Origin of the sequence: Metabacillus lacus (assembly GCF_009674805.1) — a bacterium.
Lineage (GTDB): Bacteria > Bacillota > Bacilli > Bacillales > Bacillaceae > Metabacillus_C > Metabacillus_C lacus.
This window is the reverse complement of the sequence record NZ_WKKI01000004.1, coordinates 99,237-113,916: the sequence shown is the minus strand read 5'-3', so window position 1 is coordinate 113,916 and position 14,680 is coordinate 99,237. Positions and strand designations below refer to the sequence as shown.

Annotated in this window: 11 protein-coding genes, 1 other RNA gene and 1 other annotated feature; of the genes, 11 read left to right on the top strand and 1 reads right to left on the bottom strand. The window is 44.2% G+C overall.

Annotation, left to right across the window (positions count from 1 at the left end):
• Positions 1 to 3 precede the first annotated feature (3 nt).
• The 3 genes from GJU40_RS04315 to dtd all read left to right on the top strand — a co-directional run bounded on the left by GJU40_RS04315 (position 4) and on the right by dtd (position 3,462).
• On the top strand, positions 4 to 516 hold the full coding sequence (locus tag GJU40_RS04315; protein ID WP_154306514.1) for an adenine phosphoribosyltransferase: 513 nt from the start codon (positions 4 to 6) through the stop codon (positions 514 to 516).
• A gap of 280 nt (positions 517 to 796) precedes the next feature.
• A complete protein-coding gene (locus tag GJU40_RS04310; protein ID WP_154306513.1) occupies positions 797 to 2,995 on the top strand; it encodes a RelA/SpoT family protein in 2,199 nt (732 codons plus the stop codon).
• A gap of 14 nt (positions 2,996 to 3,009) precedes the next feature.
• Positions 3,010 to 3,462, top strand: a complete 453-nt coding sequence (dtd, locus tag GJU40_RS04305) for a D-aminoacyl-tRNA deacylase (protein ID WP_154306512.1) — start codon at positions 3,010 to 3,012, stop codon at positions 3,460 to 3,462.
• A gap of 523 nt (positions 3,463 to 3,985) precedes the next feature.
• Here the strand turns inward: dtd and GJU40_RS04300 are convergent.
• Positions 3,986 to 5,677 (bottom strand): N-acetylmuramoyl-L-alanine amidase family protein, encoded by a 1,692-nt coding sequence (locus GJU40_RS04300; protein ID WP_154306511.1) that lies wholly within the window; start codon positions 5,675 to 5,677, stop codon positions 3,986 to 3,988.
• 139 nt (positions 5,678 to 5,816) lie between these two features.
• Between GJU40_RS04300 and GJU40_RS20665 the strand changes: the two genes are divergently transcribed.
• The 8 genes from GJU40_RS20665 to GJU40_RS04265 all read left to right on the top strand — a co-directional run bounded on the left by GJU40_RS20665 (position 5,817) and on the right by GJU40_RS04265 (position 14,629).
• Positions 5,817 to 5,993, top strand: coding sequence for a hypothetical protein (locus tag GJU40_RS20665; RefSeq protein ID WP_170289320.1), 177 nt, complete (start codon positions 5,817 to 5,819; stop codon positions 5,991 to 5,993).
• Between the two features lie 50 nt (positions 5,994 to 6,043).
• Positions 6,044 to 6,278 (top strand) — a binding site (T-box leader).
• Between the two features lie 217 nt (positions 6,279 to 6,495).
• Entirely contained in the window at positions 6,496 to 7,764 is a 1,269-nt protein-coding gene (hisS, locus tag GJU40_RS04295; protein ID WP_154306510.1) for a histidine--tRNA ligase, read from the top strand.
• A gap of 13 nt (positions 7,765 to 7,777) precedes the next feature.
• Complete coding sequence (aspS, locus tag GJU40_RS04290) at positions 7,778 to 9,544, top strand: aspartate--tRNA ligase (RefSeq protein WP_343031386.1); 1,767 nt, start codon at positions 7,778 to 7,780, stop codon at positions 9,542 to 9,544.
• A gap of 103 nt (positions 9,545 to 9,647) precedes the next feature.
• Positions 9,648 to 9,829, top strand: a non-coding RNA gene (gene ssrS / locus GJU40_RS04285) — 6S RNA.
• Positions 9,830 to 10,124: 295 nt separating this feature from the next.
• Positions 10,125 to 10,991 (top strand): NAD-dependent epimerase/dehydratase family protein, encoded by an 867-nt coding sequence (locus GJU40_RS04280; RefSeq protein WP_154306509.1) that lies wholly within the window; start codon positions 10,125 to 10,127, stop codon positions 10,989 to 10,991.
• Between the two features lie 20 nt (positions 10,992 to 11,011).
• Entirely contained in the window at positions 11,012 to 11,845 is an 834-nt protein-coding gene (locus GJU40_RS04275; RefSeq protein WP_154306508.1) for an aldo/keto reductase, read from the top strand.
• Between the two features lie 630 nt (positions 11,846 to 12,475).
• Entirely contained in the window at positions 12,476 to 13,237 is a 762-nt protein-coding gene (locus GJU40_RS04270; protein WP_154306507.1) for a tRNA threonylcarbamoyladenosine dehydratase, read from the top strand.
• Between the two features lie 99 nt (positions 13,238 to 13,336).
• A complete protein-coding gene (locus GJU40_RS04265) occupies positions 13,337 to 14,629 on the top strand; it encodes a replication-associated recombination protein A (protein WP_154306576.1) in 1,293 nt (430 codons plus the stop codon).
• Positions 14,630 to 14,680: the final 51 nt, after the last annotated feature.

Genomic DNA, 14,680 nt, shown 5'->3' with positions numbered 1-14,680 from the left:
CAGATGGACTTAAAGAAATTTATTACCGTGGTCCCGAACTATCCAAAGGAAGGTATCCAATTTAAAGATATCACAACCCTTATGGATAACGGCCAAGCATACAAGTATGCTACTGACCAGATCGTAGAATATGCTAACAAACAGCAGATCGACCTTGTTGTCGGCCCTGAAGCCCGCGGCTTTATCATTGGCTGCCCGGTTGCCTATGCGCTTGAAGTGGGCTTTGCCCCTGTAAGAAAAGAAGGCAAGCTTCCGCGTGATGTCATTCGTGTAGACTATGGTTTGGAGTACGGGAAGGACGTACTGACAATTCATAAGGATGCCATCAAGCCGGGGCAAAGAGTCTTGATTACAGATGACCTGCTGGCTACTGGCGGAACCATTGAAGCAACAATCAAGCTTGTTGAATCGCTCGGCGGAGTTGTAGCCGGCATTGCTTTCCTGATTGAGCTAACCTATCTTGAGGGCAGGTCCAAGCTTGAAGGCTACGATGTATTAACACTTATGAAGTATTAATTTTCTAAACAGAAAGCACTCCAAAAGGGTGCTTTTTTTCTATAAATAACTGCCGAAGGGGCAGAGGACCATATATTGGTCCGCAAATTATCCAGTCTGGCTCTTTACAAGTGAAGCTTTTTTCATGATAATAATGACAATAATAAAATTAAAACAATTTATAAAGCAGCAAGGTACAATCTCGTTGCTTACAATATTTTACTGATTGTTTATTTTCGGAAATAAGGTACGTTCATACCGTATGATATCGGTATCAGAACCACTGGAATCAGGTGATGGAATGGCAAATGACAAAGTATTGACTGCAGAACAGGTAATCGACAATGCCCGGCATTATCTTTCTGATGAACATATAAACTTTATACAGCGGGCCTGCTCCTTTGCTGAGGATGCTCACAAAGAACAGTTCCGCAAATCGGGTGAGCCTTATATCATTCATCCAATACAGGTGGCGGGCATCTTGGTTGACCTGGAAATGGATCCTGCAACCATTGCCGGAGGTTTTCTGCATGATGTTGTAGAGGATACCGATGTAACGCTGGATGATATCAGAAAGGCTTTTAATGATGAAACGGCGATGCTGGTGGACGGTGTAACGAAGCTTGGGAAGATTAAATATAAATCTCAGGAAGAACAGCAGGCTGAAAATCATCGAAAAATGTTTGTTGCGATGGCCCAGGATATCCGGGTGATCCTGATTAAGCTGGCGGACAGGCTGCATAATATGCGTACACTGAAGCATCTTCCGCAGGAAAAACAGCGCAGAATCTCCAATGAAACGCTTGAAATATTTGCTCCTCTGGCACATCGCCTGGGGATCTCCAAAATAAAGTGGGAGCTTGAGGATACTGCTTTAAGATATTTAAATCCTCAGCAATATTACCGCATTGTTAACTTAATGAAAAAGAAACGAGCAGAGCGGGAGCAGTATCTGGACGGTGTAGTGGATGAAGTGCGCAGCAGGGTCAGTGAAGTAAATATTAAAGCTGATTTTTCGGGTCGTCCTAAGCATATTTACAGCATATACCGAAAAATGGTGCTGCAAAATAAGCAGTTCAATGAAATTTATGATCTTCTCGCAGTCCGGATTATCGTGAACAGCATTAAAGACTGCTATGCCGTTCTAGGCATCATTCATACGTGCTGGAAACCGATGCCGGGCAGATTTAAGGATTATATCGCGATGCCGAAGCCGAATATGTATCAATCCCTTCATACGACTGTAATTGGTCCGAAGGGAGATCCTCTTGAAGTTCAAATCCGCACGGAAGAAATGCACGAGATTGCAGAGTATGGAATTGCTGCACACTGGGCTTATAAAGAAGGAAAAGAAACAGAAACCAAAGCTACGTTAGAACAAAAATTGACATGGTTCCGGGAAATTCTTGAATTCCAAAATGACGCTACAAATGCTGAGGAATTTATGGAATCTTTAAAGATTGATCTGTTTTCAGATATGGTGTTCATTTTCACGCCCAAAGGGGATGTAATTGAACTTCCTTCAGGGTCTGTCCCAATTGATTTCGCCTATAGAATTCATTCAGAAATCGGCAACAAAACAATTGGTGCCAAAGTGAACGGCAAAATGGTAACGCTCGATTATAAACTGAAAACCGGGGATATCATTGAAATCCTGACTTCCAAGCATTCTTACGGTCCCAGCCAGGACTGGCTGAAGCTGGCTCAAACGTCACAGGCTAAAAATAAAATCAGGCAGTTCTTTAAAAAGCAGCGCCGTGATGAAAATGTCGATAAGGGCAAAGAGCTTGTCGAAAAAGAAATTAAAAACATGGATTTTGAATTGAAGGAAGTACTAACCTCCGATAATTTGAAAAGAGTGTTTGAGAAATTCAACTTTACTCATGAAGAAGATATGTATGCAGCAGTTGGATACAACGGAATTACAGCACTGCAGGTAGCCAACAGGCTCACTGAAAAGTGGCGCAAGCAAAGAGACCAGGAGCAGGAAAAACAGCTTGATGAAATGGTGTCTGAAGTTAAGCAGTACAGCACAGCAAGAAAAAGAGATTCCGGCGTCAGGGTGAAAGGAATCGACAATCTTCTAATCAGGCTGTCGAAATGCTGCAACCCTGTTCCGGGTGACGAAATTGTCGGATTTATTACAAAAGGCAGAGGCGTTTCCGTACACAGGGAGGACTGCCCCAATGTGATAGCCGAAGCAGCCCACGAGCGGCTGATTCCGGTTGAGTGGGAGCATCATCAGTCTGCCGGGCGAAAGGAATATAATGTTGAGATAGAAATCCTCGGCTTTGACAGAAGAGGCTTGCTGAATGAAGTGCTGCAGGCGGTGAATGAAACGAAAACGAATATCTCATCTGTTTCCGGCCGCTCTGACCGTAATAAAGTGGCAACCATTCATATGGCTATTTCTATTCAAAATATTAGTCATCTTCATAAGGTAGTGGAACGGATTAAACAATTATCAGACATTTATTCTGTTCGCAGAATATTGAATTAGAGAGGGCGTTTTTCTTGAGGATTGTTTTACAAAGATCCAAAGAGGCAAAAGTGATGGTTGACGGAGAAATAGTTGGAGAAATTTCTGCGGGGCTTTTGCTTCTTGTCGGAATTACCCATGATGATACACAGCAGGATGCAGATTACCTTGCAGAAAAGATTGTGAATCTCCGCATATTTGAAGATGAATCAGGCAAAATGAATCTCTCCCTGCTGAATGTAGGACTGGATATCCTTTCAGTCTCTCAATTCACATTGTACGGAGATTGCAGGAAGGGGAGGCGGCCTAATTTTATGGCTGCAGCAAAACCTCAATATGCCAAGGAACTTTACGATTATTTCAACGAAAAGCTAAAGGAAAAGGGTACAGAAGTGCAAACGGGAATCTTCGGCGCAATGATGGACGTACAGTTTACAAACGATGGACCTGTTACACTGCTGCTGAACAGTGAAGACAGAAATTCATAAGAAGATACTTTTAAAGCCAGGCATGCTGCCTGGCCTTTATTATTGCTTATGAAAGTTGTATTCGGAAGACTTCAGCTTTTCTACATTTTTCAGCTCCAACAGCTAGGCCCTCGAGGTCATAAGCCAATCCGGCCTGAAGGTTAAAGAACAACCTTCATTCCAGCTTGTCTTATGCTTGTCGGGCCTGAGCAAGCTGCCTCCGCTTTTCTACATTGTCCAGCTCCACCGGCCAGCCGCTCGAGGTCATAAGCTGTCTAGGCCATAAGGGCAAAAAGCGCCCTTACGTCCAAGCCATCTTATGCTTGTCGCAGCCTGACAGGACGTCGGACAGTCATGCGTTGCCACAGGACGTGGCGATCTTAGCATGACTTCCTTAGTAAGGCGCCTTCCGCTTTTCTACATTGTCCAGCTCCAGGCGCCAACGGCTCGAGGTCATAAGCCATTTTGGTCAAGAGGTCAAAAAACGACCTCATGCCCAAACCGTCTTATGCTTGTCGCCGCTGAACGGGCGCTTTCCGCTTTTCTAGTTCAAATATCCAGTCAATCCATAATAGATTGCTTGTGATACCTGTTCTTGGTAGGACGCGGAGTGAATGGAGAGTTCTTCATTCGGATTGCTGAGAAAGCCTAGCTCCAACAGCACGGAGGGACGGTTGTTTTCTCTGATTACATGAAAGTCTCCATGCCTGATGCCCAAACTTTTGGATGACGTTCTTTTGACCAGCTGATTATGAATGCTGCTTGCCAGGGGCTTGTCCGCAGCAGAATAATAATAAGTTGTGAGCCCGTGAACACGGGAGTCAGTGCTGCTGTCATAGTGAATGCTGATAAACGCATCTGCATTTCGGTAATGTGATGCTGCAGCTCGCGCAGGTAAACTGATATATGTATCCTGACTTCTTGTCAGATGCACATCTGCTCCGGATGCCTTTAATTTATCATAAACAAGCTTTGCGGTCTTCAGAGTAAGATCTTTTTCAAGCGTTCCTCTTGTGCCAACTGCCCCGCCATCTCTTCCGCCATGACCTGGATCGATTACGATTGTTTTGCTGGAGAGGCCCGGGCTGCTGTTTTTTGCTGCCGCAGTTTCCTTTGGCTGGCTGTTTCCGATTACCCAGCTCGCTACAAAGCCTGCTCCTCCCTGAGGAAGCTCAACCTTCAGCCAGTCCCCATCTTTTCCCAGTACTGAAAAAGTTTCGCCAGCCGCGGCAATATGAGCTATGCTGCTTGAAGTATCAGGGCCCTTACGGATATTTGTGCCGCTTCCTGTAATGGTTACCGTGTTTATTTCCGGCTGTACTTTGCTGGAAGAAGAAGTGCTGACATACCAGCCTGCTGTCCAGCCTTTGTTTCCATCATGCTCAATATAAAGCCAGTCCCCTGAACTGTCGAGAACAGTCACTTTTGCTCCTTTTGGAAGGGTAAACTTTACCTTCCCTGACAGTGAGGAAGATTCTCTTACTTTCAATCCTCCTGCAGTAACTTTTCCAGACTGCCCAGTTGAATTTTCAGGAAGCTTTTCGCCGGCTTTTCCAGATGATAGATATTTTGTCAAAACCCAGCCGGATATGCTGTTTCCTTTTTTGATCTGTGACCACTCACCGTTTTGAGCTAGTACCTGCACAGTTTCATTTCTTGCAGCAGAGCCCTCAATGCTGCTGGCTGTATCAGGAGCCTGACGGATATTCAGGGATGAAGCATTGACGGTTGCTGTGCTTTGGACTGAAATTGGTTCAGCTGCTGTTTTTCCTAAGTTTACATACTCTGCAGCTACCCACCCTTCTGTCCCGCCTTGCGCCACCTTCACCCAGTCACCCTGACGGTTAAGCACTTTTGCTTTCCGGCCTTTGGCAAGAGTTCCAATGACATCGTACTTGGAGCCTGCTCCGCTTCGTATTCGCAAGTCATCAGCAGCCGTTTGCACGTATTGCTCCTGACCTCTGGGCGAGGAAGTCAGCCAATTGGCTACCCAGCCTGATTTTCCACTGCTGAGCCTGATTTTTGTCCAGTTTTGTTTTCGTTCTACAACTGCATACTCCCGGCCTTTTTCCACTTTTGCAATAAGAGAATAAGAGGTGCCGGGACCGCTTCTAACATGCACATTTTCGGCTGCAATCGTGAGACTGCCCTCTTCGGCTTTTATGGTCAGCGGCTGTGTGTGGAAAAGGCCGGCAGCCAGCATGAAGCATAGAAACCATATACTTTTTTTTCTCAAAATCTCCCCTCCTTTTCAAAGATGTATTATATCAAAACAATTCTATTTATTGTGGCAACTTTCCTTGATTGAAATGAAATATTTTTTTAAGTTCTGGGAAGGATAGGAATGAGAAGAACGAGAAAGGAAGTCCGATGAAATGAGATACAGTGCTAAAGGCGAGCAGTCCCAGACAAGCTCAATGGATGTATTTGGAATGGATCTTCATGACTTTATAGCGAAAGAACAGCGCTCAGACTCCTATGAGCTTGCTTCAGAGTTTGGGTTATCGCTCAGGGATGTTAAGAATTTAAAAAAACATATGAATCGCTCTTGACATAAACCTGCTGTCTTCGTATGATAAGAGAAATTCTAATGATACATAATAGTGAACCAAAGATGGAGAAGAGTAATGGTGATTACACATGATCAGAGAAGAAATGCCCGGGCTGAAAGCATTTCTGCATGATGACATCGTGAAACAACACTCCTTAGGTTTCTTTCTGAAAGGCAGGCGCCTATTAGGAAAAGGACGTTGCAGGCGTTAACTGTTTGAGTGGAAGCGGCGTATCTGCCTGCTTCAACTAGGGTGGCACCACGGGTATAAACTCTCGTCCCTACTTTTTAGTAGGGGTGGGAGTTTTTTTATTTGGCTGATTCCTGTATCAGCCAGCACCTCGCTTGATGCAGAGAGGTGAATGACAGGAATCAATAGCAAGCAGCGGGTGAATGGTATGTGAATATCCTGCCCTATCTTTTCAGCAAACCCGTTACATATAAAGCAGCAAAATATGCGGAAACGCCCTATATTACACAGGAAAAAATGGAGGAGACTTAGAATGGCATTTCAAATTCCAAGAGGTACACAGGATATTCTGCCTGGCGAAGTTGAACGATGGCAGTATATCGAGGAAAAAGCAAGAGAGCTTTGCAAAAGCTTTCAATATAAGGAGATTCGGACTCCTGTTTTTGAACACACTGAACTTTTTCTCAGAGGAGTAGGAGAAACAACAGACATTGTCCAAAAAGAAATGTACACCTTTGAAGATAGAAAAGGCAGAAGCATTACTCTTCGTCCAGAAGGAACTGCTTCTACTGTTCGCTCTTTTGTAGAAAAGAAAATGTACGCAGCTCCTCAGCAGCCCGTTAAGCTCTATTATATCGGGCCGATGTTCCGCTATGAACGTCCTCAGGCAGGCAGGTTCAGGCAGTTTGTGCAGTTTGGTGTAGAAGCACTGGGAAGCAATGATCCTGCAATTGATGCGGAAGTTATTTCCCTTGCCATGAATCTGTATAAAGTGACTGGGCTGAAAAAACTGAAGCTTGTCATTAACAGCCTTGGAGACAGTGAGAGCAGAAAGTCGCACAAAGAAGCGCTGGTTTCCCACTTTCAGCCAAGAATCGAAGAATTTTGTTCAGACTGCCAAAACAGGCTTCAGCAAAATCCCCTCAGGATTCTTGACTGCAAAAAGGATCGTGATCACGAGCTGATGGGAAATGCCCCGGCTATTTTAGACTACTTAAATGAGCACTCCAGAGCTTATTTCGATAAAGTCCTGTACTATCTCGACTCCCTCGGTATTGCTTATACCGTTGACCCGAATCTGGTCAGGGGCCTAGACTATTACAATCATACAGCTTTTGAAATTATGAGTGATGCCGACGGGTTTGGAGCGATTACAACCCTTGCAGGGGGAGGCCGCTATAACGGGCTGGTAGAGGATATTGGCGGCCCTGAAACCCCGGGAATCGGTTTTGCTCTCAGTATTGAAAGGTTCCTGTCAGCACTGGATGCAGAAGGTGTAAAGCTGCCAATTGATGAAGGCATTGATTTTTATGTAGCTGCGCTGGGTGAAGAAGCAAAAGACCGCTCAGTTTCATTGGTCGCTGAACTTAGAAATGCCGGAATCTCAGCAGAAAAGGATTATGAAAATAAAAAAATGAAGGCCCAGCTGAAAGCGGCTGACCGCCTGAGTGCCAGGTTTGTCGGGATACTCGGAGAAGAAGAACTGGCAAAAGGCGCTATCATGGTAAAAAATATGGACACAGGTGAACAGGAAGAGATAGGGTTGGATTCTATATCAGCATACATGCTGGAGAAACGCTAAGGAGGAGAACATAGTGGCTGACAGAACAAATTACTGCGGAGAAGTAACAGAAAGCGCCATCGGCGAAAGGATTGTACTAAAAGGCTGGGTTCAAAAACGCAGAGACCTGGGGGGCCTTATTTTTACAGATCTCAGGGATAGAACAGGCTTGATACAGGTAGTCTTCAATCCGGATGTTTCACAGGAAGCACTGAATACAGCCGACAAAGTCAGAAACGAATTTGTTCTCGAAGTTGAGGGAACAGTTGTCGCCCGTGAGGAAGGAACAATTAACCCCAATTTGCCGACAGGCAAGGTGGAAGTTCACGCAGAAAAACTCACCATTCTGAATGCGGCTAAAAATCCTCCGTTTCAGATAGATAATAAATCTGAAGGTGTTTCTGAAGATGTCAGGCTGAAATACCGCTACCTGGATTTAAGAAGGCCGGTTTTATTTGATACATTCAAAATGAGGCATAATGTCACAAAATCCATTCGTACCTTTTTGGACGATAAAGGCTTTCTTGATGTAGAAACGCCGATCCTGACAAAAAGCACGCCTGAAGGTGCACGTGATTATCTTGTGCCGAGCCGGGTGCATGAAGGCGAGTTTTATGCGCTGCCTCAATCTCCGCAAATCTTTAAACAGCTCTTGATGGTCTCAGGCTTTGACCGCTATTATCAAATTGCAAGATGTTTCAGAGATGAAGATCTTCGTGCGGACAGACAGCCTGAGTTTACTCAAATCGATATTGAAATGTCATTCATGGAGCAAAAGGATATTATGAGCCTGACAGAAGAAATGATGGCTGCTGTGATGAAAGAAACAAAAGGGGAAGAGCTAGAGCTTCCACTTCCAAGGATGACATACGACGAAGCAATGGGCTCATACGGATCAGACAAGCCTGATACAAGGTTTGATATGCTGTTGACCGATGTGTCAGAGATGGTTGCCGAAAGCGGGTTTAAGGTGTTTTCAAGCACTGTCTCCGGCGGCGGCCAGGTGAAACTCATTAATGCAAAGGGAGGGGCCGCCTCTTATTCCAGAAAGGATATCGATGCACTGACAGAATTTGTTTCTGCATACGGAGCAAAAGGTCTGGCCTGGATGAAAGCAGAGGAAGACGGCTTAAAAGGGCCTATTTCCAAGTTCTTTGCTGGAGCGGAGCAGGAAGCGCTGATTTCTGCAGCTGGTGCAGAAGCAGGAGATCTTCTTCTGTTTGTGGCTGATAAACCTGCAGTTGTTGCTGATGCTCTTGGTGCACTGCGTCTGAAGCTTGGAAGAGAGCTAGGTCTGATAGATGAATCAAAAAACAATTTCCTATGGGTGATTGACTGGCCGCTCTTGGAATTTGACGAAAAAGACAACAGATATTACGCAGCTCACCATCCTTTCACCATGCCGGCGAAAGAAGATCTGAATCTTTTTGAAAGTGCACCTCAAAAAATGAAAGCACAAGCATATGATCTCGTGCTGAACGGCTACGAGCTTGGCGGAGGATCCATTCGTATATACGAGAAGGATATTCAGGAAAAAATGTTCCAGCTGCTGGGCTTTTCAGAAGAGGAAGCAAAGGAACAGTTCGGATTCCTGCTGGAAGCTTTCGAATACGGCACTCCTCCTCACGGTGGAATTGCACTTGGATTGGATAGGCTTGTTATGCTCCTTGCAGGGCGTACAAATCTTCGCGATACGATTGCCTTTCCAAAGACGGCCAGCGCGAGCTGCCTATTAACCAATGCGCCTGGAGAAGTAAGTGAATCTCAGTTGGACGAACTTTCTTTAAGTCTGAAAAAATAGGTTCAAAGAACGCTTAATAAACAGTAAAAAAGGCCGACGGAACTGCAAGGGTTAATTCTTGCAATACAAAATTCAGTATGTTATTCTTTTTTCAAGACGAAAGGAAGTCCTGATGTGTTCGTTGTACACCTAGTTTTGACCTAACATTTTTTATACGGGAGCCCAAGTTTTCCGGTGGAGTACATGCCTTATTCTGTAAGGACTTACGAGTATCGGGAACAGGGCACCCACCTGCGGTGAGCGGGATCAAAACAAGGAAACGGCGACGGCACGATTGGGACTTCTTTTCCATTTATAACTGCTAACCTACTGATAAAACCTGCAATGTTTATATTGCAGGTTTTTTATATTCAATGCTTGCGCTCAGAAACTCTTATTTTGTGAAAAGTGCTAAAAGGATCTCTTTTCATATTGCTGCATTGGAGGAAGAGAAAACATGGTTTTTCTCTACATACAAAAAAGCCCCCATATGAATATCTTGAAAATAAGAGATGACAACTATTATACTTAGTTTATTAGATGAACAAAGAGGGTAAATGATAAAGTCTTGTTCACAGCAGTTTGATGATGGAGGCTGAAAATGAAAAAGGCAGTAATAACAGGCGGAAGCGGCTTACTTGGTTCAGCTGTAATAGAAGAATTTTTAGCGCATGGCTATGAGGTAGTGAATGCTGATGTGAAACATCCTAAGGAAGCGCTTTGCAGGACAGTCATTACAGATTTAACAAACCTTGGAGAAGTATATGGGGTTTTGGCAGGTGCCGATGCAGTTGTTCATCTTGCTGCAATTCCAGTAGCTTATTCACACCCAAACGAAGTAACTTTTCAAAATAACGTCATGTCTACGTATAACGTTTTAGAGGCTGCAGGAACTTTAGGGATAAAAAAAGCGGTTATCTCTTCTAGTGAGTCTTCCTATGGAATCTGTTTTTCCAAGCAGAATTTGAACCCTCAATATGTGCCAATCGATGAGGATCATCCGCAGTTACCTGAAGAAAGCTATGGCTTGTCGAAAATTGTAAATGAGCAAACCGCTGATATGATTCACCGCAGAACGGGCATGCAGGTTGTATCTTTCCGTTTGGGAAATGTCATTTCACCAGAAATGTACAGTAAGTTTCCAGATTTTATTCATCATCCCCATGAGAGAAAGCCTATTTTGTGGAGTTATATTGATACACGGGATGCAGCATCAGCATACCGGCTGGCTGTTGAGGCGGAAGGACTAGGTTCCGTTGTGCTGAATATTGGTGCGGATGAAACAAGTATGGATATTGAAAGCGAACAGCTTATGAAAGAATGCTTTCCAAATGTAAAAGATTTTAGGAGAAATTTAAGCGGCTTTCAGCCTCTTTTAAATAATGAAAAGGCTAAAAAGCTCCTAGATTGGACTCCTGTTCATAAATGGCGAAATTATGTAAATGTATTATCACCCGATCACAATTGAGATAAAAGGAGAGATGATAGATGAGCGTACAAGAGACAACTACCCTGCATAACGGCGTAAAGATGCCTTGGCTGGGCTTTGGTGTTTTCAAGGTGAAGGACGGGGAGGAAGTTGTGAATTCCGTCAAGGCCGCTTTGGAAACCGGCTACAGAAGCATTGATACGGCAGCTATATATGGAAATGAAGTTGGAGTCGGACAGGCAATTGCTGAATCCAATGTTCCGAGAGAAGAATTGTTTATCACCACAAAAGTCTGGAACTCACATCATGGCTATGAAGAAACGCTTGCTGCTTTTGATGAAAGCTTGCAGAAGCTTGGGTTAGACTATTTGGATCTCTATTTGATTCACTGGCCGCTGCCTTCTGAGGGCAAATATGTTGATACCTGGAGAGCTCTTGAGAAGCTCTATAGGGATGGAAGGGTTCGTGCCATTGGGGTTAGTAATTTTAAAGTGCATCATCTTGAAGAGGTCATCGAAAAAGGTGAAATTACCCCGATGGTCAATCAGGTTGAATATCATCCGCAGTTCAATCAGCGAAAATTGCATGATTTCTGTAAAAAGCACAATATCCAGCTTGAAGCCTGGTCTCCATTGATGCAGGGAGGACTTCTGCAGCACCCGGTTTTGGTGGAAATTGCAGAAAAACACAATAAATCCACTGCACAGGTGATCATCCGCTGGGATATTCAAAATGGCGTTGTCACAATTCCAAAGTCAATAAACCCAAAACGGATTGCTGAAAATGCAGATGTATTTGATTTTGAGCTTTCTCAAGAAGACAGAAACGCAATCAATGCCTTAAATCAGGATCAGCGTATGTTTGCCGATCCGGATGAATTTGATCGGATATAGAAACAATTAGTTTGCGGAGTTCCAAAATATTGGAGCTCCGTTTGTCTGTTAACTATATCAAGGAAGATTTTTCTTTTAACGGCTGAGGATAGAGTAAAGCTCTTCAGTGCTTAAAAGTATTCTTCAATAAACCAGCGCCCCGCGAAAGTTAATAAACGGAGCTTTTCCGTTTAAACGAAGAAAATAGCTTTTTTCAGGCAAAATAAGAGGAACTATTCCGATTATGCTCATGAAAAACCTTCTATTTGTACTGTTTAAGGTTCATAGACGGAATCACTCCGGCTATTAGAGGCTATTTTAAAAGAATTTAGGCAATAAGCGGAAATGTTACGCCTATTTACCTGACAGAGGTCCTCAGTATGTTCCATGGTGCACCCGGCAACTGTTACCAGTGAAACCGGAAACCCTGCGTAATATTTCTCCAACGCACGATGGAAAGCTCACTCTTTCGACGTTCTCAATGAGAACCTTGCTGCACCTCCTCTTAATTTTTCCCAGCATCTTCATACAAGGTTGCTTTCAAAACCTCCTTGCTTTTACAATGAATTATGATATAGTCGTCTTCAGGTAAAAAAACAAAAACAAGTTGAAATACTATAACAATAGAAACATGAAATTGGAGTGAGTTATTTGCTGCATCAGTTTTCACGCAATGAGCTTGCCATAGGCAAGGAAGGAATTGAAACGTTAAAAAACAGTACAGTCGCTGTTCTCGGCATTGGAGGAGTTGGCTCCTTCTCAGTTGAGGCACTTGCACGTTCCGGAGTAGGAAGATTAATTTTGGTTGATAAGGACGACGTGGACATAACGAATGTCAACCGGCAAATACATGCGCTGCTGTCAACAGTGGGGCAGCCTAAAGTTGATTTGATGAGAGACCGAGTAAAAGATATTAACGCTGACTGCGAAGTGATTTCGCTTAAAATGTTTTATACGGAAGAAACGTACGAAGAGTTTTTCAGCTATCAGCCTGACTACGTGATTGATGCGTCCGATACGATTTCATATAAAATTCACTTGATAAAAGAGTGCTTAAAAAGGGAAATTCCCATCATTTCAAGCATGGGTGCGGCCAATAAGACAGATCCGACCAGATTTCAGATTGCGGATATTTCAAAGAGCCATACAGATCCAATTGCAAAGGTTGTAAGAACCAGATTAAGAAAAGAGGGAATCCGCAAAGGCGTTCAGGTAATTTTCTCGGATGAGAGCCCTATTGTCATTCGCGAGGATGTGCGCAAAACCGTAGGTAACGATGCGGCAAAAATCCGCAAAGCCAAAATGCCTCCTTCTTCAAATGCTTTTGTTCCCTCTGTAGCAGGACTGATTATGGGCGGACATGTTATTATGGAATTGTTAAAAGATATTAAACTGACAAGAGTTTCAGATTAAACTAGGGGCGGCTGATGAGCTGCCTTTTTATGTAGAGGCTGATGGTAAGTGTCAGCAAAAAAAATGCTCAGCAGTATAGGAGACGAGGGAGGCGTAACTATGTACGGCGAACCGCTTGCATATCGGATGCGACCGCAGACATTAGAGGAAATTGCAGGGCAGAAGGACATTATCGGAAGCCATACAAGCTTATATAAGATGATAAAAAACGGCTTTGTTCCGTCCATGCTTCTATACGGAGAGCCCGGGACAGGGAAGACCTCCCTTGCACACGCGATAGCCGGAACAACCAAGCTGCCCTTTATCAGCCTGAATGCGACTACCTCTGGGAAAAAAGATGTTGAGGCTGCTGTCGAGGAAACCCGCCTTACCGGAAAGGTGCTGCTGTTCCTAGATGAAATTCACCGCTTTAATAAAGCTCAGCAGGATTATTTGCTTCCCCATGTGGAGAGCGGCTCCATCATTCTGATTGGGGCGACAACTGAAAATCCGTTTCATGATGTGAATCCTGCAATCAGAAGCCGGTGCGGGCAGATTAAGCAGCTGACAAGGCTTGAGGAAGATGATATCGCCCAGTTGCTGAACAGAGCTTTAAAGGACGAGAAAAAAGGTCTTGGCAAAACTTCTGTTTCCATTACTGAAAACCAGATCCAGAAAATTGCCGGGGGATCTAACGGAGATGCCAGAAAGGCTCTGACTATGCTGGAGTCTATCGTGTATGCTTCCCCGAAAACTGAAGGCAGCTTTTTCATAGAGGACTCCGTTATTGAAGATATGATCGGCAAAGCGGGCGTATACGGAGACAAAAAGGGATCTCATTTTTATAATCTGCTGTCAAGCTTTCAAAAAAGCATCAGGGGAAGCGATGTCGATGCTGCGCTTTATTATCTTGCACATCTGCTTGAAAATGGAGATCTGACTGCTGTCAACAGGAGGCTGCTTGTCATTGCTTATGAAGATATCGGCCTTGCGAATCCGGCAGCAGGTACACATGTACTGTCGGCTGTAGAAGCAAGTGAACGGCTCGGTCTTCCTGAAGCCAGAATTCCGCTTGCAGCGGCAGTGGTGGAATTGTGTCTTTCTTCAAAATCAAATTCAGCATATAAGGCGCTTGATCAGGCCATATCCGACATAAGAAGCGGTAAAACAGGTGAAATACCTAAGCACCTACGTGACGGCCATTACAGCGGTGCTGCAGCACTTGGGCACACAGGGTACTTATATCCCCATGATTATCCCATTGGCACGTTCGGGGGTTGGGTTCATCAGGAATACCTGCCGTCCAAGCTCGAAGGGACCCGCTATTACCACCCGATAGAAGCGGGGGAGGAAAAAAGACTGTCTGCTATTTATAAAAAGCTGGAACAATTTAAAACAAACAGCACAAACTGAGTAGAAGTCTTTTTCCTGTGCTGGCTCAGAGATTGTGCTATAATATCTAAA

What these genes read in the sequence shown, in the direction of transcription:
- GJU40_RS04315 (WP_154306514.1), top strand. Translation starts at nt 4, where the DNA reads ATGGACTTAAAGAAATTTATTACCGTGGTCCCGAACTATCCAAAGGAA.
- GJU40_RS04310 (WP_154306513.1), top strand. Translation starts at nt 797, where the DNA reads ATGGCAAATGACAAAGTATTGACTGCAGAACAGGTAATCGACAATGCC.
- GJU40_RS20665 (WP_170289320.1), top strand. Translation starts at nt 5,817, where the DNA reads ATGAGATACAGTGCTAAAGGCGAGCAGTCCCAGACAAGCTCAATGGAT.
- hisS (WP_154306510.1), top strand. Translation starts at nt 6,496, where the DNA reads ATGGCATTTCAAATTCCAAGAGGTACACAGGATATTCTGCCTGGCGAA.
- GJU40_RS04280 (WP_154306509.1), top strand. Translation starts at nt 10,125, where the DNA reads ATGAAAAAGGCAGTAATAACAGGCGGAAGCGGCTTACTTGGTTCAGCT.
- GJU40_RS04275 (WP_154306508.1), top strand. Translation starts at nt 11,012, where the DNA reads ATGAGCGTACAAGAGACAACTACCCTGCATAACGGCGTAAAGATGCCT.
- GJU40_RS04265 (WP_154306576.1), top strand. Translation starts at nt 13,337, where the DNA reads ATGTACGGCGAACCGCTTGCATATCGGATGCGACCGCAGACATTAGAG.